17 protein-coding genes are annotated in these 20,232 nt (G+C 58.1%); 14 read left to right on the plus strand and 3 right to left on the minus strand.

Annotated elements, in window-relative coordinates; translation table 11 throughout:
- Positions 1-154 precede the first annotated feature (154 nt).
- Positions 155-871: an N-acetylmuramate alpha-1-phosphate uridylyltransferase MurU gene (murU, locus tag B0G62_RS30425; protein WP_103707882.1), complete on the minus strand. Its 717-nt coding sequence runs from the start codon at positions 869-871 to the stop codon at positions 155-157.
- A gap of 30 nt (positions 872-901) precedes the next feature.
- Complete coding sequence (locus B0G62_RS30430; RefSeq protein WP_244193445.1) at positions 902-1,951, minus strand: aminoglycoside phosphotransferase family protein; 1,050 nt, start codon at positions 1,949-1,951, stop codon at positions 902-904.
- 260 nt (positions 1,952-2,211) lie between these two features.
- Between B0G62_RS30430 and B0G62_RS30435 the strand changes: the two genes are divergently transcribed.
- The 4 genes from B0G62_RS30435 (at position 2,212) to rsmA (ending at position 7,965) form a co-directional block, all read left to right on the plus strand.
- Positions 2,212-4,596, plus strand: coding sequence for an LPS-assembly protein LptD (locus tag B0G62_RS30435; RefSeq protein WP_103707883.1), 2,385 nt, complete (start codon positions 2,212-2,214; stop codon positions 4,594-4,596).
- A gap of 101 nt (positions 4,597-4,697) precedes the next feature.
- Positions 4,698-6,071 (plus strand): peptidylprolyl isomerase, encoded by a 1,374-nt coding sequence (locus B0G62_RS30440; protein ID WP_103707884.1) that lies wholly within the window; start codon positions 4,698-4,700, stop codon positions 6,069-6,071.
- Positions 6,072-6,090: 19 nt separating this feature from the next.
- Positions 6,091-7,116: a 4-hydroxythreonine-4-phosphate dehydrogenase PdxA gene (pdxA, locus tag B0G62_RS30445; RefSeq protein ID WP_103707885.1), complete on the plus strand. Its 1,026-nt coding sequence runs from the start codon at positions 6,091-6,093 to the stop codon at positions 7,114-7,116.
- A gap of 9 nt (positions 7,117-7,125) precedes the next feature.
- On the plus strand, positions 7,126-7,965 hold the full coding sequence (rsmA, locus tag B0G62_RS30450) for a 16S rRNA (adenine(1518)-N(6)/adenine(1519)-N(6))-dimethyltransferase RsmA (protein WP_103707886.1): 840 nt from the start codon (positions 7,126-7,128) through the stop codon (positions 7,963-7,965).
- Positions 7,966-7,998: 33 nt separating this feature from the next.
- On the opposite strand, the gene panE is transcribed toward rsmA, so the two are convergent.
- Positions 7,999-8,952, minus strand: coding sequence for a 2-dehydropantoate 2-reductase (gene panE / locus B0G62_RS30455; protein ID WP_103707887.1), 954 nt, complete (start codon positions 8,950-8,952; stop codon positions 7,999-8,001).
- A 211-nt stretch (positions 8,953-9,163) separates the two neighbouring features.
- Here panE and gloA point away from each other — a divergent pair, with 211 nt between their 5' ends.
- From gloA to B0G62_RS30500, 10 genes are all read left to right on the plus strand, one after another.
- On the plus strand, positions 9,164-9,547 hold the full coding sequence (gene gloA / locus B0G62_RS30460; RefSeq protein WP_103707888.1) for a lactoylglutathione lyase: 384 nt from the start codon (positions 9,164-9,166) through the stop codon (positions 9,545-9,547).
- Between the two features lie 591 nt (positions 9,548-10,138).
- Positions 10,139-11,548 carry an undecaprenyl-phosphate glucose phosphotransferase gene (locus tag B0G62_RS30465; protein WP_181315673.1) on the plus strand — a complete coding sequence of 470 codons (1,410 nt, stop codon included), beginning with the start codon at positions 10,139-10,141 and terminating at the stop codon, positions 11,546-11,548.
- 184 nt (positions 11,549-11,732) lie between these two features.
- Positions 11,733-12,821, plus strand: coding sequence for a glycosyltransferase (locus B0G62_RS30470; protein WP_146055391.1), 1,089 nt, complete (start codon positions 11,733-11,735; stop codon positions 12,819-12,821).
- Between the two features lie 71 nt (positions 12,822-12,892).
- Positions 12,893-14,038 carry a polysaccharide biosynthesis/export family protein gene (locus B0G62_RS30475; protein WP_103707890.1) on the plus strand — a complete coding sequence of 382 codons (1,146 nt, stop codon included), beginning with the start codon at positions 12,893-12,895 and terminating at the stop codon, positions 14,036-14,038.
- Positions 14,038-14,475, plus strand: coding sequence for a low molecular weight protein-tyrosine-phosphatase (locus B0G62_RS30480; RefSeq protein WP_103707891.1), 438 nt, complete (start codon positions 14,038-14,040; stop codon positions 14,473-14,475). The genes B0G62_RS30475 and B0G62_RS30480 overlap by 1 nt, the downstream gene beginning before the upstream one ends.
- Positions 14,476-14,573: 98 nt before the next feature.
- Positions 14,574-16,814, plus strand: a complete 2,241-nt coding sequence (locus tag B0G62_RS30485; protein ID WP_103707892.1) for a polysaccharide biosynthesis tyrosine autokinase — start codon at positions 14,574-14,576, stop codon at positions 16,812-16,814.
- A gap of 101 nt (positions 16,815-16,915) precedes the next feature.
- Positions 16,916-18,064 (plus strand): hypothetical protein, encoded by a 1,149-nt coding sequence (locus tag B0G62_RS31510; protein WP_146055392.1) that lies wholly within the window; start codon positions 16,916-16,918, stop codon positions 18,062-18,064.
- Positions 18,061-19,182: a glycosyltransferase gene (locus tag B0G62_RS30490; protein ID WP_103707893.1), complete on the plus strand. Its 1,122-nt coding sequence runs from the start codon at positions 18,061-18,063 to the stop codon at positions 19,180-19,182. Before B0G62_RS31510 ends, B0G62_RS30490 begins: the two co-directional genes overlap by 4 nt.
- Before the next feature lie 59 nt (positions 19,183-19,241).
- The gene (locus B0G62_RS30495; protein WP_103707894.1) at positions 19,242-20,129 is read left to right on the plus strand and encodes a glycosyltransferase family 2 protein; all 888 of its coding nucleotides are present in this window, start codon (positions 19,242-19,244) and stop codon (positions 20,127-20,129) included.
- 8 nt (positions 20,130-20,137) lie between these two features.
- The coding region (locus tag B0G62_RS30500; protein WP_146055362.1) for a hypothetical protein at positions 20,138-20,232 on the plus strand (95 nt) is incomplete at its 3' end.

A 20,232-nucleotide genomic window follows, 5' to 3' on the forward strand; every position in this document is an offset into this window, starting at 1 on the left:
GAAAGTGTCAACCATGTCCTCGTACACCTGTCAGCTATGTCTCCAGTCTGTACACCGCCGCAAAGAAAGTAAGTGCCGCCCCGCACAGGGGCAACGCTGGCAAACCGACACGAATTCAAGGAAATGCCAAAGGTCAAAAGCCAAAGGTCAAAAGCTAAACGCACCCTCGCAATTCCCCATCCAGCGCCGCGAGCTGCGCGACCGTCCCGACGTTCTCCCACCGCCCCTCAAACAACTCACCCGTCGCACGCCGCTGCGCAATGGCCGCCTTGTAGTACGGCGTGAGCGCGCGTTTCGTGCCGGGCTCCAGATCGCGGAACATCCGCGTGTCATACAGCCCAATGCTGCCAAAGGTATAGCGCGGCGCCCCGTCAGCCGCGAGCACCCCATCGGCGCCCAGCGCGAAATCCCCACCGGGATGAAACGCCGGATTCGGCACCATCACGAGATGCATCCCCGGTTCCGCCCGCGCAGCAAGCGCCGCCGCAGGCCCATCGAGCCGCGCGAAATCGAAATCGCTATACACGTCACCGGCCACGGCGAGGAACACGCACGGCTCGCCATCTCGTTCCAGCAGCGGCAATGCCTGAGCGATACCGCCCGCCGTCTCCAGCGCGTCGTCCTCGGCAGAGTAAAGCAGCCGCACGCCAAAGCGCGCCCCATCCCCCAGCGCCGCTTCGATCTGCGCACCCAGCCACGCGTGATTGATGACGATGCGCAGATAGCCCGCCGCCGCCAGGCGCTCGATCTGCCAGACGATCAGCGGCTTGCCGCCCGCTTCGAGCATTGGTTTGGGGCAGGTGTCGGTGAGCGGGCGCATGCGCTCGCCGCGCCCGGCAGCGAAGATCATCGCCGTACGGCCGTGCGTCATGGATTCGACCTTGTCATGAAATAAAAACGCTCAGAAGGTATAGCCGGTCTGGGTCCCGGTGCCCCGCAACTCGTCGATGAATCGCGCGAACGGCGCGAGCGGCCGGTAACGGCGCGCAACCTTCCCCGCGTAGTCGAGAAAGCGCGGCAGGTCCGCCATGTAATGCGGCTTGTTATCGCGATAGTTGATGCGGCAGAACAGGCCCAACACCTTGATATGGCGCTGCAGGCCCATCCATTCGAGCTGGCGGTAGAACTCGCCGAAGTCCGGATCGACCGGCAGGCCGGCCTTCTTCGCGCGTTCCCAGTAATGGACGAAGCAGTCGAGCTCGAATTCCTCGTCCCAGCTCAGGAAGGCGTCGCGCAGCAGCGAGGCGATGTCGTAGGTGATCGGCCCGTACACGGCATCCTGAAAATCGAGCACGCCGGGGTTGGGCGTCGCGATCATCAGGTTGCGCGGCATGTAATCGCGCAGCATGAAGACCTGCGGCTGTGCGCGAGCGCTGGCGATCAGCAGCGCGAAGGTGCGATCGAGCATCGAGCGTGTGGCGTCGTCGATCTTGCGGCCCAGATGGCGCTCCAGATACCACTCGGGCATCAGTTCCATCTCGCGGCGCAGGAAGGCTTCGTCGAAGGGCGGCAGCACGCCTTCGCGCGAGGTCGCCTGGAAGCGCACCAGCGCGTCGATGGCGTCGCGCATCAGCGTGCGCGAGCGCGGACCGGGACCGGCATCGGCCAGCGCCTGCAGGTAGGGCGCGGTGCCGAGGTCGCTCAGCAGCATGAAGCCGGCCTCCAGATCGACTTCGAGCACGCGCGGCACATGCACGCCGGCGGCTTCGAGCAGGCCCGCGACTTCGACGAATTCGCGGCATTTTTCGGGCGGCGGCGCGTCCACGGCGATCAGCGTCGCGCCGTGCCCGCCCGCGCTCGCGAGGCGGAAGTAGCGGCGAAAGCTCGCGTCGGCGGAAGCCGGGGCGAGCGTGGCAAGGTCCAGGGCGTAAGTGGCGGCGTGGCCGGCAAGCCACGCGGCGAGCTGGTCGCGGCGGGCGTCGGCAGGGGAAGACGGCTCGGAGAAGGTCATGTAAACCAGAGGCAAAATCAGTGGATCAACGTCTTGCCATATAATACCCCACGACTTTTTTGACGCGACTCGCGCCAAAGCCTGCATGACGGTTCGCCTGCCGCACTTGTTTTCAGTTCATTGTCGATGAATTGTAAATATCTGTGCGCAACCTTGCCCCGATCGACGCCCGTTCCGGTTTCTCGCCCGGAGCTTGCCCGAGCCGGCAGGGCAGCCGTCATGGGCGGGCAGCCAGCGGGGCCGATACGCCAAAACCATACATGCCGCCCAGACAGTTTTTCCAGACGATCTCCAACAGTGACGACGGCGTGCCGGGCAAGCGGCGGCTGATCGCGGCACTCGTGGCCGTGCCGGGCTTCATGCCCGCGTTCGCGCACGCCCAGCTTTCGGGCGCTGCCGCGCAGGCCGAGCGGCTGGACGATGCGTGGAGCCTGCGCCTGGCTCCGCAGCTCGGCGACACGCCCAATGCGCCGGGGCAGCGCCCGGCCACTTTCGTTCTTGGCGATTCGACGACCGGCACCTCGGGCACCGACGCCGCCGTCAAGGGCGCGGCCGAGCTGCGCCAGGGCACCAACATCGTCAAGGGCGATGCGCTCCACTATGACGAAGACACCGACATGGCCGATGCTTACGGCAATGTCACGGTGGTCCAGAACGGCACGACGTTCGCCGGTCCCGAAGGGCATCTGAAGGTCGAAGCCAATGAAGGCTTCATGTCCACGCCGAAGTATCACTTTTCGGCGACGGGCGGCTCGGGCAGCGCAGAGCGCGCCGACCTGCTCGACAGCGAGCGCTCCGTGCTCACCAACGGTACCTACACGGCCTGCCAGTGCGCGAGCGACCCGGCGTGGTACATCAAGGGCACCGAGTTCGATTTCGACACGGGCGCCGACGAAGGCGTCGCGCACAACAGCGTGCTGTTCTTCCAGGGCATGCCGATTTTCGCGAGCCCCTGGATTTCGTTCCCGCTCTCGGGCGACCGCCGCAGCGGCCTGCTGCCGCCGACGTTCTCGGTCAGTTCGACCAACGGCTACGAAATCTCGCTGCCGTATTACTTCAACATCGCGCCGAATCGCGACCTCACGTTCACGCCCGAGCTGATCTCGAAGCGCGGCGTGTTCCTGCAGGGCAACTACCGGTATCTGTCGGCCAATTACTCGGGCTCGATCACCGGCACGTTCCTGCCCGACGACGCGATCACGAAGACCAACCGCTACGCGCTGTTCATCCAGCACAACCAGAACTTCGGCAACGGGTTCGGCGGCTACATCTACTACAACAAGGTCTCGGACAACACCTATCCGGAAGACCTCGCGTCGCCCGCGAACCAGTTCCTGAACGGCACGCAGATGCTGTATCAGCAGGAAGCGGGCCTCACGTACAACAACGGTCCGTGGTCCGTGCTCGGCCGCTGGCAGCACTGGCAGACGCTCGCGCCGTCGCAGGCGCCGTATGGCCGCGAGCCCGAACTGAACGTGAAGTACGCGAAGTACAACGTCGACGGTTTCGACTACGGCGCGGAAGCCGATTACTCGCGCTTTAGCATCACCACGGCTGACGCCACCGAAGGCGAGCGCGTCGTCTTCAACCCGTACCTGTCGTATTCGCTCACGGGCCCCGGTTACTTCGTCACGCCGAAGGTGCAGTGGCACTTCGCGTCGTACAACCTGAGCAACATCGGCTCGGACCCGACCTTCGGCTCGCCCGCCGGCACGCCCAAGAGCTTCACCGAATCCATCCCGACCTTCAGTTTCGATACGGGGCTGGTGTTCGACCGCTCGGTGCACCTGTTCGGCACGGACTACATTCAGACGCTGGAGCCGCGCCTGTACTACGTGTACACGCCGTATCGCAATCAGGAGTTCGCGCCCCTTTTCGATACCGCGGAAGCCGACTTCGGTCTCGCGGAAATCTTCACGCCGAACACCTTCGTCGGCGACGACCGCATCGCCGACGCGAACCGCATCACGGCGGCGCTGACGACGCGCTTCATCGACGCGGCGTCGGGCGACGAACGTGCGCGCTTCGTGATCGCCCAGCAGTACTACTTCCGCGACCAGCAAGTGACGCTGACGCAGGATCAGACCACCACGGGCGCGGCGCACTCGGACCTGATCGCGGGCATGTCGCTGAAGATCGGGGGCGGTTTCGCGTCGGAAACTGCGTTCCAATATAATGCGGACGCTAACCAGCTAACAAAGGCGAGCGTCGGCTTCGGTTACAGCCCGGGGCCGAGCCGCGTGCTGAACGTCGCGTACCGCTACACGCGCGAGAACAGCAGCACGCTCGACAATCAGCCGATCAACCAGATTCTGATTTCGGCTCAATGGCCGTTCTCGCATCGGGTGTACGCGGTGGGCCGCTTCAACTACGATCTGAACGGCCACAAGATCGTCGACGGTTTGCTCGGCATGCAGTACGACGCCGATTGCTGGGCGCTGGGCGTCGGTATCCAGCGCTATGCGAACGGGATCAATTCGACGGGCGGCAACAATTCGGCGACGCGTTTCCTTGCGCAGCTCACGCTCAAGGGCCTGTCGAACGTGGACAACGGCCTGGTTGCGGCCTTCCGTGCCGGCGTGCCGGGCTATACGCAACTGCCTGGCCAGCCGCCGGCGCCGTCGCGATTCACGGATTATCAATAACGCGTGATCCGGCAGACGCGGCCCTACAGTGGCCGCGCTCCGGTGCAGCGCGGGTCGGTGCTTAGAGACGGGCGAAGCTGCCCGCCAACCTTGGAGTATCTGTGGGAATCATGAAAAAGCTTCGTCTGGCAGCGTACGCTGCGAGTCTCTTCGCCGTAGCAGGCATGATGCCGGCAGCCCCGGCTTACGCGCAGCAGCTTTCGCAGGGCGGCAGCGGCCAGACGGTCGATCTGATCGCCGCCGTCGTCAATGACGGCGTGATCACGCAGCGCGAGCTCGACGAGCGCGTGGTGCTCATCTCGCGCCGCCTGAGCCAGCAGAACGCACCGGTCCCGCCGATGGACCAGTTGCGCGCCCAGGTGCTCAACCAGATGGTGCTCGAACGCATCCAGCTGCAGAAGGCCAAGGAAGACGGCATCACGGTGGACGACGCGTCGGTGAACCGCACGCTCGAACGCCTCGCCCAGGCTAACGGCATGGATCTGGCCACCTACCGCTCGCGTATCGAAGCCGCCGGCGTGCCGTGGTCGACCTTCATGAAGGACGCGCGCACGGAACTCACGCTCTCGAAGCTGCGCGAGAAGGAAGTGGACAGCAAGATTTCGGTGTCGGACGCCGAAGTCGCGAACTACATCGCCAGCCAGCGCGGGCCGAACGCCGGCCAGCAAAGCGATCTGCACTTCGAGCACATCTTCATCAAGGCGCCGCTGAACGCTCCGGAAGCCGACATCGAAGCCGCGCAGAAGAAGGCTGAAGCGCTGCTCAAGGACGCGCAGTCGGGCAGCAAGTTCTCAAGCCTCGCCAAGTCGAACTCGCAGGCCGCCGACGCCAGCAAGGGCGGCGACATGGGCTTCCTCGCGCCGTCGAAGCTGCCGCCCGAGTGGGTGACGGCCGCCGCCACGCTGCGTCCGGGCGAGGTGAATCCTTCGGTGATCCGCACCAGCGACGGCTTCGAAATCGTCCGTCTGGTCGAGCGCCGTCAGGGGCAGGGCACGGGCGCCGCGGCGCCGCAACTCACGCAGACGCACGTGCGCCACATCCTGCTGCGCGTGGGTGATGGCATGTCGGAGCCGCAAGCGCGCCAGAAGCTGCTGGAAATCCGCAGCGAAGTGGCGGCGGGCGGCGACTTCGCCAAGTTCGCGCGTACTTACTCGCAGGACGGTTCGGCCTCGCAGGGCGGCGACCTCGGCTGGATCAGCCCGGGCGAGACGGTGCCTGAATTCGAGCGCGCCATGAACACGCTGCAGGATGGCCAGCTGAGCGAGCCGGTCCGCACCGAATACGGCTACCACCTGATCCAGGTGCTGGGCCGCCGCGAAGCCGAAGGCTCGGTTGCGCAGCAGATGGATCTCGCGCGTCAGGCGATTGGCCAGCGCAAGGCCGAACAGGCTTACGCCGACTGGCTGCGCCAGTTGCGCGACACCGCCTATGTCGACTACAAGATCAGCGGCATGACGCCGCCGCAGCAACACTAAGCCTGAAAGGAACCGCGCCGTGAACGTCCCCGCTTCTTCGTCTTCAGCGCCGCGGGGACCGCGGCCGATCCGCATCGCCATCACCACCGGCGAGCCGGCCGGCGTCGGCCCCGAGCTGACGGCGGCCGCGCTGGCGGGCGCCTCGGCGCACTGGCCGGATGCCGAATTCGTCGTGCTCGGCGACCGTGCGCTGCTCGAAGCGCGCGCGGCCTCGGCCGGGGTCGATTGGGCCGCCGTGCAGGCGGGGCAGAAGGTGAGCGTCGAACACGTCGCGCTCGCCGCGCCCTCGAAAGCGGGCAAGCTCGACGTCGCCAACGGCCCTTACGTTCTCGCGCTGCTCGACCGCGCAATCGACGGCGCCGTGGCGCATGAATTCGATGCCATCGTCACCGCGCCGCTGCAAAAGAGCACGATCAACGATGCCGGCGTGCCGTTTACCGGCCACACCGAATATCTCGCCGAACGCACGCACACGCCGCGCGTGGTGATGATGCTGGCGGGCACCGGCGCGCGTCCCTTGCGCGTCGCGCTGGCGACCACGCATCTGCCGCTCAAGGACGTCCCTGCCGCACTTACCATCGACGGCTTGCTGGAGACGCTGCGCATCGTCAATCACGACCTGCGCCACCACTTCGGCGTGCCCACGCCGCGCATCCTCGTCACGGGCCTGAACCCGCACGCGGGCGAAAACGGCTATCTGGGCCGCGAGGAGATCGAGACGATTTCGCCGGCGCTTGCGAAAGCCGCAACCGAAGGCATCGACGCGCGCGGCCCGTACCCCGCCGACACGCTGTTTCAGCCGCGTTATCTCAACGAGGCCGACTGCGTGCTGGCCATGTTCCACGATCAGGGCCTGCCGGTCCTGAAATACGCGACGTTCGGCGAGGGCATCAACGTGACGCTGGGCCTGCCGATCGTGCGCACCTCGGTCGATCATGGCACCGCGCTAGACCTCGCCGGCACGGGCCGCGCGGACGCGGGCAGCCTGATTGCCGCCATCGACACAGCCGTTTCGATGGCGCGCCACCGCCGCGCCATTCAATAGAAGATCAAGATGTCCAACAGCAGCAAATCGAGCAGCAAACAGCACCAGGGCCACTTCGCGCGCAAGCGCTTTGGCCAGAATTTTCTCGTCGATACGCACGTGATCGACTCGATCGTCGACATCATTGGCCCGCAGCGCGGCGAACGCATGGTCGAGATCGGGCCGGGCCTCGGCGCGCTCACCGAACCGCTGATCGAGCGCCTGTCCACGCCCGAAGCGCCGCTGCACGCGGTTGAACTCGACCGCGACCTGATCGGGCGCCTGACGAAGAAGTTCGGGCCGCTGCTCGAACTGCACGCGGGCGACGCGCTCGCGTTCGATTTCGGCTCGCTCGCGGCGCCGGGCGACAAGCCCTCGCTGCGCATCGTCGGCAACCTGCCGTACAACATTTCGAGCCCGCTGCTGTTTCACCTCGCAGGTTTCGCGGAACAGGTGATCGACCAGCATTTCATGCTGCAGAACGAAGTGGTTGAGCGCATGATCGCGGAACCCGGCACCAAGGCGTTCAGCCGCCTGACGGTGATGCTCCAGTACCGCTACGTGATGGACAAGGTGCTGGACGTGCCGCCCGAGTCGTTCCAGCCGCCGCCCAAGGTGGATTCGGCGATCGTGCGGATGATTCCGTACGCGCCGCACGAACTGCCGAAGGTGGATGCCGCGATTCTCGGCGAGCTCGTGACGGCGGCGTTTTCGCAGCGCCGCAAGATGCTGCGCAACACGCTGGCCGATTACCGCGAGCGCGTGGATTTCGAGGCGCTCGGCTTCGATCTGCAGCGCCGCGCGGAAGACGTGCCGGTGGACGAATACGTGCGCATTGCGCAGGCGCTGGGAGAAGCGGCGCCGCAATAAGCGCCGCTTGCCCTGGATCAGGCCCGGTTCGGTTCAGGCAGCCTGCGGGCGCTGTGCCTCGTAGGCCTTGAGCTGGCTATAGACGATGCGCAGCACCGACAACTCGCTCGACGCGCGTTGCGCCGCGCCGCCGCGGCGGATCAGATCGCCGAGGATGTGATCGGCCTCGATGCGCGAACCGTTCTGCACGTCGCGCAGCATCGACGCGGTGAGCGTCGAGCCGGTCGCGAACAGCATCGCGCGCGAGCGCTCCAGAAAACTGTCGCGCACCGCATGGCCGTGCTCCGCCGCCACGGCGCGACATTCCGCGAACAGGCGCTCGATCGTCGCCGCGCCGTCGGGCGTCGCCACGATCGCGCCCACCGGCGCGCGAAACAGGCAGGTGCTGCCCGCGAGCGATGCCAGAAATACCCACTTTTCCCACATCTCCTGCAGGATGCGCTCGCTCGCCTTGAGGTTGAAGCCGGCGTTGCTGAACGCGGCCGCGATTGCGTCCACACGCGCCGACATCCCGCCGCCAGGCTCGCCGAAGGTGATCGCGTGGGCGTCGTTCAGGTGGACGATCTCGCGCTTGTCATTGAGCGTCGAGGCGATCAGGCAGACGCCGCCGAGCACCGCCTGAGTGCCGAAGCGCGCCTGCAGGATCTCCAGATGACGCATGCCGTTGAGCAGGGGCAGGATCACCGTCTCGGGACCGACGGCGGCCGCGAAGGAATCGATTGCATCGTCGAGGTCGTAGGCCTTGCAGCTCAGCAGCACGAGATCGTAGGGCTGCGCGCCGGGGGCGCTGAGCGCTTCGCGCGTGACCGTCTGCGGATCGCGCAGCGTCAGATCGCCGCCATGCGGACTGCGGATCACGAGACCATTGGCGCGCAGTTGCGCCGCTCGCGCCTCGCGCACCAGAAACGTGACGTCGCGCCCCGCAGCGGCGAGCCGCCCGCCGAAATAGCCGCCCGTCGCGCCTGCACCCACCACCAGAATCCGCATGTCTGCTCCTGTCTCTTCCGTTGTCGTTCGCAAAAACCGGCCGCCTTGCGCCGGGGCGCGGGCGGCCATTTCGGGATGGCGATCATCCTAGAGCAAATCGCGCCGGTTTGCCGGACGGGACCTCAAGCGGGGGCGTTGGGTCGGCGTCGGCAGGCCAGGAAAGATTTTGGTAGAGTCCGACTTTTGACGATGGCAAAAAATGGAGTCCCCCATGCGCCTGCTGCACACGATGATCCGGGTCGGTGACCTGGACCGCTCGATCAAGTTCTACACCGAATTGCTCGGCATGAAACTGCTGCGCCGCGAAGACTATCCCGATGGCAAGTTCACGTTGGCCTTCGTCGGTTACACCGATGAGCGCGACGGCACCGTGATCGAACTCACGCACAACTGGGATACGCCGTCATACGACCTCGGCACGGGCTTCGGCCACCTGGCTGTCGAGGTGGCGGATGCTTACGCGGCCTGCGCGAAGATCAAGGAGCAGGGCGGTACGGTCGTGCGCGAAGCCGGCCCGATGAAGCACGGCACGACCGTGATTGCGTTCGTGACCGACCCGGATGGGTACAAGATCGAGTTTATTCAGAAGAAGTAAGGGCTTCCGTGGCGGCGTCAGAATTCCGTGGCGCCGCATCTGATGCTGGCCAACCCTGGGCTGGCGTCTAAATCGTCCGTAATTAGAAATAAAATAAGTGGCGATTTAAACATATTTAAATCTTCCATAAAACCTTGCGCGGCGTTTCTTTGGTATGGGCGATTCATCAATGGATCGTGACTCTCTTTTCTGAGTGAAAAAAGAAATTTCCGACTCGATCTGCGAAGAATGAATTTTGTTTCGAAATGTTTTCGTGATATGAGGCAATCATTAATTCAGGATAGCTGATCGACGTCTCAGCGATACCCATATGGTCATGCGCCTTTTATCGGGATGAGCAACAAACATTTTCAATATTATGGCGAGGAGGTATTTAGGACTGTTCTTATATACGCGAGGGTGGCGGTAACGGAGACTTTGCGTTCGTCCCTTAAGTAGAAGCCGGTTCGGTAAGGATGGCAACCGTATTCGCGGTGGCTCGCGAACCAGCTACAGGAAGTGCCAGGCGTCATCTCGACAAATCCTGTACATGCCTGTGTGGATCAGCCGCATCGTATCTGCTGCGATGCACGCCCCGGCGAACAAGACTCTATGCATTCGACCACCCATACTGGTGCTGCAGTTGCTATCCGTAATGGCGGCATGTTGGCGCGTCTGTCCGATGTGGTTTCGATTGCCGCGGGCGCACTCCTGGCGGCCGGCGCGCCCAGTATCTTCGAGGCGACGGGCTACAACAGCGCTCTGGTCGCATTCTCCATGCTCATGGCGCTCATGTTCTTCCCCTCGTGGGGGATGTACCGGGTTACGCGTCGGCGCATGTTCTGGCGCTGCGTCTTTGTGCCGGTGTGTGCCTGGCTCTTCGTTCTGGCCGCCTCCTGCGCGCTGGTCATGGCGTTGCATCGCTCCTACCGCCCGGCGGTGGACTGGCTCAAGGAGTGGGCCTTCATTTCGGCAGCGGGAGTGGTGCTTTGTCGACTTGCCGCGCATGCAATTTGTTTGCAGTTGACGCGGCAAGATGTCCGCACTTGCACGGTCGCTGTCGTCGGCAATGCGGCGAATTGCCGTCAACTCATGCGCAAGATCGATGCGACGCCGGACTCGGTTTATCGCGTGACGGTTGCTTTCGATACCGATCCTAAGGCGCACGCCATTCCGCTTGGATTACCGACGTTCTGCGATCGCGAAGCCTTCGTCAACTACGTTCGTAATGCACACATCGAAGAGCTTTGGTTTGCCGTGCCTCTTTCGGAAGGACAGAAGATCGTTCCCTTCGTCGAGCTGCTTCGTAACGACCTGATCAATATTCGCTTTATCCCGGATGTTAGCGGCCTCTCGGCTTTCAATGCAGGCCTCGCTAACCTGGAAGGCACATCAGCGATCAACCTGGTGGCGTCCCCGATCGCCTCGCAATTGCTCATCGGCAAGGAAATATTCGACCGCCTGTTTGCATTGTGCGTGCTGATTGCGCTTTCTCCTGTGCTGATTGGAATCGCGCTGGCCGTCAAATTGACTTCGCAAGGACCGGTGCTGTTCACGCAACGTCGCAAGGGTGCGAACGGGAAAGTCTTCAGTATTTATAAGTTTCGCAGTATGTGCATGCACGCCGACACCGGTGGCGTGGTCAAGCAGGCAACGCGTAACGACCCGCGTGTGACGCGCGTGGGCGCTTTCCTGCGACGGACAAGTCTCGATGAATTGCCGCAGTTCTTCAATGTTCTGCGCGGAGAGATGTCTGTTGTCGGGCCACGGCCTCACGCGATCGAGCACGACAAGCTGTATCAGGACATCGTGGACGGCTATATCCACCGATATCGCATCAAGCCGGGTATTACCGGCTGGGCGCAAATCAACGGCTTTCGCGGCGAGACCGATCGCATTGAAAAGATGCAGGGACGCGTCGCGCACGATCTTTATTACCTGAGCAACTGGTCCTTCTGGCTGGATATGCGCATCGTCCTCGTGACGATTTTCAAGGGACTAATTCACAGAAACGCGTACTGATGATTTTTTTAAGGTCCGTCATGGAATACCGTGATGGCGTGAAGAGGTTTTTGTCGACTGTTGGTGTCGATATAAATAAATTCGCATTACGAATTTATTTTGTGAAATTAGTTCAAAAAACGGATTACGTTGCGTACCCGCTTTCGTGTTCCGAAGATGGTTCATATGGATCTGGGAATCAATCGTGAAAAGAATTCTTCACGTTACCGAAGCGCTAGGCGGTGGTGTTCTTCACTGTGTTTCGCTTCTCGCAAATGAACAGGTGAGATCCGGCCATAGCGTGACGCTGGTGTATTCGGTACGCGCCGACACACCACCAGACGCAGCACTCGCGAGCATGTTCGATGCATCCGTTCGACGAATTGTGCTGCCGATGAAACGGGAGATTGGATTCTCGGATCTACGCGCGCTCCTCGCTCTGTTAAAAATCTTGCGGAGCGAAAGATTCGACGCGATTCATTCCCACTCGTCGAAAGCGGGGGCACTTGCCAGGTTGGCTACATTCCTCAGGTTTGAGATCGGAAAGAGTTGCTATTCGCCGCATGGCTTCGCATTCCTGCGCCGCGATGTGGCTGAAAAGAAGCGGCGCCTTTTTCATCTCATCGAGTGGCTACTACACAAGCTAGGCGGAAAGATTGCTGCATGTTCAGCTACGGAAAAGCTGTACGCAGAGCAGCATCTTGGCAAACACCGTATCTACCTGCTTGAAAACGGCATCGATACCGCTTTGATCAACGAGGTGACTCGCGCTGACGAACGTAAGGTTGCACGTGTGGTGACTGCTGGGCGTGTCGCCTATCAAAAAGCGCCGTGGCGATTAGCGCAGATCGCGCATCACATAGCAGCGGAAGAAGCCGAATTCATCTGGATCGGCGATGGCGATGCCGAATCGAAAACCGAGTGGCTTGCAGATAGTCGGGTGGTAGTTAGTGGGTGGCTTGACAAGCAGCGGCTTATGGCCGAGTTCGCCAACTCAGATGTCTTTGTACTGACGTCTCTGTGGGAGGGCATGCCTATAGCGTTAATCGAAGCGCAGGCGATGGGCATCCCTGCTGTAGCGACCAACATCGTCGGAAACAAGGATGTTGTCGTTCACGGCAAGACGGGTTTCCTTGCCGATACGGACGAAGAGTTACTGCTCTATACGAGGAAGCTCGTGAACGATCCTAAACTGCGACAACGTATGGGGCGTGCAGCCCGCCGGCACGCAATCAGTCGTTTCGGAAAGGACAAATTCCTCAAGGAATCGGAGCTTATCTATTTTGGGGCGTAGGGAGCGCAAGCGTACTTCGTAGCATAAGACTTCCATGCATGTTGCTTTAACCGGATCTACTGGCGTTTATCATGAGACGTTTTGGTTGGGCCTTTTCTTTGTTTCTAATTGCTGTTTCGTTGAATGCTTGCACGCAAATTCCTGGCATGCAATTCAGCAAGACCGCGCTCGACCCGCGCGAGCCTACGCGCACGCCAGAAATCACTTCGATTACGCCGGAACTGATCGAGAGTCAGCGCGAATCGGCGAGACAACTCGAACTGTCCAAGGTCGAAAGCGTCTACAAACCCTTATCCGAAAAATCGGGAAACTATCGGATCGGTGCCAACGACGTGCTGTCGGTCACGATCTGGGATCACCCCGAACTCATCGCGCCGAATCTGACTTACACCATCGGACCTTCGGGTGCGGCGCTGCCAACCGTATCGGGTTCGTCGGCACCTCTGGCTGGATTTTCGGTTAGTGCCGACGGCTATATCCAGATGCCTTACGCGGGGCAAATCAAAGTTCTGGGACTGACGGAAAATGAAGCGCAGCAACTGGTCGTCAAGCGCCTTACCCCTTACATCCGTAATCCGCAGGTGACGCTGCGTGTAGGGGCGTTTCTGAGCAAGAGAATTTACGTCGGCGGGGAAGTCAAGTCCCCGGGGGTAGCCGCGATTACCAATGTTCCAATGAATCTGCCGGCTGCGATTGGCGCGGCGGGTGGTGTGCTCGATACCGGCGACGAAAGTCGAATTTTCTTGAGCCGCAATGGCAAATCATACGAGCTTGATTTACCCCAAATGGTCGCCGATGGCGTGAATCCCGCGAAGATCATCCTTCATGATGACGACCTCGTACGGGTGTTGCCACGCGAGAACTACAAGATCATGGTGACTGGTGAGGTGCTGCAGCCTAAACCCGTTCTCATGCGCAATAACGGAAAGCTTAGCCTGAGCGAAGCGCTTGGCGAGGCCAACAGCGTTCGCCCTGACACCGCAGCGCCAAACGCCATCTACGTCATTCGTGCAACGAAGGATCCGGCTCAGCCCGAGGTCTATCAGCTCAATGCAAAGTCGCCGGTGGCAATGTCGCTTGCGGAAGATTTCCAGCTCAAGGCGAAGGACGTTGTGTATGTCGATACGACTGGACTGGTTCGCTGGAACCGCGTGATTAGTCTGATTTCGCCGACGGCCAACTCGGTCTATCTGGGTGAGCGCATCGGGAGCTATTGATGATTCGGTCGATTCTCACCGTTTGTGTTGGAAATATATGCCGAAGTCCAATGGCCGAAGGATTGCTGCGCGAGCGCTTGCCTGGGGCAACCGTGAGTTCGGCGGGGATTGGAGCACTTTCTGGAAGACCCGCAGCCTCCCATGCTGTCGCGTTGATGAGCGATAAAGGTATCGACATCTCTTCGCATCGTGCGCAGCAAATCTCAGCACAAGCGTGTCGGCATGCCGATCTTATTCTTGTCATGGAAGAAGGCCACAAGCGAGCAATTGCACGTTCGTTTTCCGGAAGTGTGGGGAAGGTTTTCGCCCTTGGCCACCATAACAAATTCGAGGTCTTCGATCCTTACCGTCAGAGTCGTGAGCGTTTTGAGGACTGCTTCGATCTGATTCAGAAAGGCGTTGACGATTGGGTGGCTCGCATCAAGGCGATCGTCTGAGAAGTAAGAGCGGAATTCCTGGTGGTGCGTATGGTCGGTGTTGCTACGTCGACTCGTATTGACTGGAATGTTAGAAAATTTCAACAAGTGATGTGTAGATGAATCCGAGCATCAAATCAGTGCCAACTAGCGCAGAAAAGTCCGAGCTCGATCTTGGATACTATCTGGACATGGTAATCAGCCATCGCTGGTTGATCGCTATCATTGCCTCGGCATTCCTGGCTATGGGGATGCTATACGCGTGCTTCGCTTCCCCGGTTTATCGCGCCGACATCATGCTGCAGGTCGAAGATAGTTCGGACGGCGTGGCAGGGGGCAATCTGGTATCCAGCGTTTCGTCTCTATTTCAGGTGAAGTCTGTCACGGCCGGTGAGATTGAGATCTTGCGATCGCGGCTTGTCGTCTCTCATGCGGTGGACAAGCTGAAACTGTATATCGATGCATCTCCCAGCTACTTTCCGCTGATTGGCCGCTGGATTGCACGACACAACGCTGATGGATTGTCACGCCCAGGTATTTTTGGCATGGGCGGATTCGCATGGAGCTCGGAGTCGATTGAAGTCGACCAATTCGATGTGCCTGCCGAACTTGAGGGCGAGCACTTCTTTATCACTGCGCTTGGTGACGACAGCTATCGCCTCTCTGGAGAGGGATTTGACAATCCCGTCGAAGGCAAGATAGGAAAACCAGAAACTTTCCGATCGAGCGAAGGTGATGTGTTCCTGACTGTTACAAAACTTAGTGGCAAGCGCGGTGCACGTTTCAAAATCACCCGCTCGTCGAGGCTCACGATAATTGGGCAGATTCAAAAAGATCTTGAAATTCAAGAGATGGGGAAGCAGCAATCCGACGTGATTGGTGTGGCATTGCGGGGAACCGATCCTGTTTTGATCAGTAAGATCATGAACGAGATCGGGCGCGAGTATGTTCGCCAGAATGTGGATCGCAAGACGGAAGAGGCTGGAAAATCGCTGCAATTTCTCCAGGAGCAATTGCCGAAGATGAAAGCCGCGTTGGAAGACGCGGAGCAAAACTACAACAATTATCGTGAGAAGCACGGGACGCTAGATATTGGCACCGAAGGAAAACTCGTACTGCAGCAATCCGTCGAGGCGCAAACCCAGTTGCTTGCGCTCAAGCAACGGCGTGCGGATCTGCTAACGCGATTCGGACCGGAGCATCCAAGCATCCTGGCAATCAATCAGCAAATCTCTGAGCTTGAGAAGGCTTCGGGCGGTGTTGACGAGCGTATCGAAGGGATGCCTTCTACCGAACAGGACGTGGTGCGTTTTGAGCGTGATGTCGAAGTCCGCAAGGCGCTGTATCTCGCCCTGCTGCAAAGTTCGCAGCAGTTGAATCTTTTGAAGGCGGGCAAGGTTGGTACGGTTCGGATGGTTGACAGCGCTCCTGTGCCTGAAGTGCCGGTATGGCCTGCCAAAGCTCTCGTCATTCCGATCTCGGTCCTCGTTGGTCTCGTTGTTGGCTTTGCGGCAGCTTTCGTAAAAACCACCTTCTTTGGTGGCGTTGACGATCCATTGGAGATCGAGCAGCGTGCCGGCCTTAACGTCTACGCGACGATTCCACATGCGGACCTGCAGCGTGGAATCACTGCGAAAGCCGATGCAAAGTCTCCACACATATCCATTCTTGCGCTTGCCCATCCCGAGGAGCCAGCGGTCGAAAGCTTGCGAAGCTTGCGAACCTCGCTGCAATTTGCCTTGCTCGAAGCGCGTAACAACGTTGTGCTGGTCACAGGCCCCGCACCTGGAGTGGGTAAATCGTTCCTCTCAATCAACTTTGCTGCACTGATCGCCGCCGGCGGAAAGCGCGTGATCTTGATCGACGCGGACATGCGCAAGGGGCATCTGAATCAGAGCTTCGGTCAGGCGCGCCCCGGTGGTCTGTCGGAATTGCTTGCGGGTGACGCTTCGATCTCGTCCGCTATCCGGAAAACGACGTTAAGTAATCTCGACTTCATGGCGACGGGCATCATTCCGTCGAATCCGGCGGAGTTGCTGCTGCGGCCGCGGCTTGGCGAGATCGTCGCGGAGTGCAGTCGCATCTACGACATTGTGATTGTTGATGCTCCCCCCATCCTTGCGGTAACGGACGCGGCGATTCTTGCTCCCCATGCGGGATCCACTTTTCTGGTTGCTCGAGCTCACACAACCAAGATGGGCGAACTGGTGGAGTCTGCTCGCCGTGTTGAATTGGGTGGCGGCAATGTAACTGGGGTGCTGTTGAACGGGATAAAAGTGCTTCCTGGGCGCTATGGATATGGATCGACATATGGAAATTATCGATATGTTTCGTACGACTATACGTCGGAAAAATCTTGAAATAGTGCTCGTAAAACGGTCGTGCGGATCACGAATATAGTCGATCGAGAGTTTTATTCCGATTTTTTGATGTTGGCGTCTTCTACGAGCACGAAAGTACTTTGAATATGGCCGCGTTGCCGAACTATCGCAATCGTTCGACTAGGCGTCGAAACACCCAGTTGATTCATGGATTCATGATCCTATGGGCGATGATATGCCTGTGTCTGGCATTTTTCGCAGGGAATCTGTTACCTGAGAAGTATCTGTTCGACGCTGCCAACATCGCATCGCGATTTGGATACGTTAATGGATTTAGCATCGGTCAATCTTATGATAATACTGCATTATTCTATCAGTTGCTCCTGCTTTCGGAATCTCAAAGTTTGGCAGGTTTAGTATTTTCAGTGATTTTTGTAATTTTTGTTTTTAAATGTGTAATTGCGCCTCGGTGTATTAATTTTGGTACATTGCATAATCTGTTGCTTTTTTCATTCACGTGCGTAGTTGGCGCAGTGTACCTTGGGCAATACTCAAAAGAATCGACATCTGTGCTGTTGGTCATAATATTTATGACCATATCAGGTACAGCCAGCGGTCGTTTGATCTGGGTGGTATTGGCATGCGCTTACGCAGTCTTTTTTCGCCCCTATTGGGTAATTGTTGTTGCATTGTATTTGTTTTTCAGGTTTTTTTTAAATAGAATAAGAAGTCCATTTATTTTTTTGTGGATACTGATATTCGTTTTTCTCCTGCTTTCATTGGCATTTAAGTTGATTCTTGGCGTCGATCTTGCCTATTATCGATATATGGTAAACGACACCAGGATCTACGATGTCGCTGCGAATACGATGATCAATCCGTTATTTTCCGGGGGCGGGGTTGGATTGGAATGGTGCAATGGAGTGGCACAATTTTTCATGATGTTTTTTCCTATTCCATTGCTGTCAGGAAATCCACTATATCTGACTTTTTTTGTAATCATGGCGTCACTCGGAGTCCGGTTGGTAATCATGTTGAAAAAATTGACAGATTGCCCTCGCAAACTCAGGTTGACGAAATCAACGGAGAGCATTGGTCTGTTGATAGCATTTATCACCGTGCAGAGCATATTCGAGCCAGACTATGGATCCTACATACGTCATCTGATGCCAATGCTTCCGGTTGCGCTGTTCGTCACCTGTAGAAGCACAATTTCTTACGGTTCTTCGAGAGAGAAGCGGAGAAGCATGGGGAGTTTGGAAAACGATACATACGGTACAAGTTCATGAAAATTGTGCTCGTCACGACTACATTTGCTATAGGTGGGGCAGAAAAGCAGGTTCGCGATCTCGCAGCCATGTTTTTTGAGAAAGGTCATGAGGTTTTGATTATTTCGTTAAAGGGGCCAACTCAGCAGATCGTTCCTGAGGGTGTGAAGTTGATTGAGCTATTTGGCCAAAAGTCTGTAGTTGGACTTGTGGGCGTTGTATGGCGGCTTTCAAAAATACTTAAAAACTGGGGGCCGGATGTTGTGCACGGGCATATGGTGGTTGCCAACATCATTAGCCGAATTGCGGCTATAAGACTACGTAACGTAGTAGTTGTTAGTAGCGCACATAGCGTCAATGAGGGAGGCAGCGATATTCGACTTCTTGCCTATCGGCTTACGGATCGATTTTCAGATATGACGACAAACGCAAGTCAGCATGCGGTTGATAGTTATCTCAAAATGAAGGCCTCCAAGCGAGGAAAGATATGTGTCGCGAATAATGGAATTGACTTTGATCGCTACAGATTCTCGGCTGAAGTACGAGCGCATGTTAGATCGGAATTTGGATTGAATGCCGAAACGCCTCTCTGCCTCGCGGTTGGACGGTTGGTAGAGGCAAAGGATTATCCCAATCTCATCGATGCTTTCGCGAGGGTCGTGAAAATTTTACCCTTGGCGAAGCTCATTATCGTGGGCTCAGGTCCATTGTCTGACTCTCTGCAGCAAAAAGTGGAAGACATTGGGCTATCGAGTTCAATTCAACTGATTGGCATGCGAACAGACATACCGGAATTAATGAGCGCAGCCGATCTATTCGTATTGAGTTCGGCATGGGAGGGCGCACCGCTAGTGATATTAGAAGCGTTGGCTTCCCAGTTGCCAATCACTGCAACTGATTGCGGTGGCGTCGCGGATAATCTCAACGGTTTCGGGCGCCTCATACCTGTAGCAGATAGCGTCGCACTCGCAACTGGCATCGTTGAAGAGTTGAGCCTCAAGCGAGTCAGGAACGATCCTGTATTAATCGAGGCGCGTCGCAACGCTTTGGATCGATTTTCATTGGAGGCAATCGCTAGGCGATGGATATCTCTATATAAGGCACTCTACCTTCGCAAGATAGGTGTAGAGCTCCAGTGATCGAAAGTTCCGCTCTCTTTGCAATCGCAGTCGATTAAGTTATTTCTGTAAAATATAGTATGAAAAAAGTTTCCGTATATATACCAACGAAAAATCGAATGCATTTGCTAGAGAGGGCACTAAACTCTGTATTCAATCAAACCTATAAAAATATAGAAGTGATCGTTGCAGATGATGGATCAACAGATGGTTCACGTGAATACCTCAGCAAGCTGGAGGTCGATGGGAAAGTTAAAGTCGTGACGATGCCGACGAGTATGGGGGCATGCGTAGCGCGCAACTTCGCGATTGCTGCATCCACTGGCGAATTTATTACAGGACTTGATGACGACGACTACTTTATACCCGAGAGAATTTCGGATTGCGTAGACGCATGGCGGCGATCGACAAACAACGGTGAGCAGATCGCAGGGATATTCAATCCGATTCGGATGATGTTCGCGAGTCGGGAGAAAGTCGCGTTTACAAGTCCCCGGGTGACAGCAGAAGATTTGCAAAAGGAAAACTGTGTCGGGTCGCAAATTTTCGCTCCTCGTTCGCATTTTTTGGGCGCAGGACTCTTCGATCCGGCCATGCCATGCTGGCAAGATTGGGACATGTGGCTACGTATCGCCAGACGATATGGGGATTTTGTTAACAGTGACAAAATAGGCTACGTTTGGGATATGACGGATCCTGGTGCTCATATTAGTAACAAGCCGGAGTTCGCAATTCGGTACGGCTACCAGCTCTTTATGCACAAGGCAGAAGTTTGTAGTTTTAGAGGACGGATTGGTCCAATCGCTGCGCTTTCAAATTATTCACAGGTTGGCTTAAGTGCTGCCGAGTATGGCGCGTTGCTGGTCGGCGGAAAGGCGGGACGTGCGTTTCGGCACGTGATTAAACGGACTCTAAGTGATAAGCACGTAGAGCGTCTGTACGCATTTCTCGACAAGAAGCGAAAGTAAATAAAGCCATGAAAATCACCATTATCGGTACCGGCTACGTTGGCCTCGTCACCGGGGCGTGCCTTGCCGAAATCGGTCACGACGTGTTCTGCCTCGACGTCGA

Origin of the sequence: Paraburkholderia eburnea (genome assembly GCF_002917095.1) — a bacterium.
GTDB classification, from domain to species: domain Bacteria; phylum Pseudomonadota; class Gammaproteobacteria; order Burkholderiales; family Burkholderiaceae; genus Paraburkholderia; species Paraburkholderia eburnea.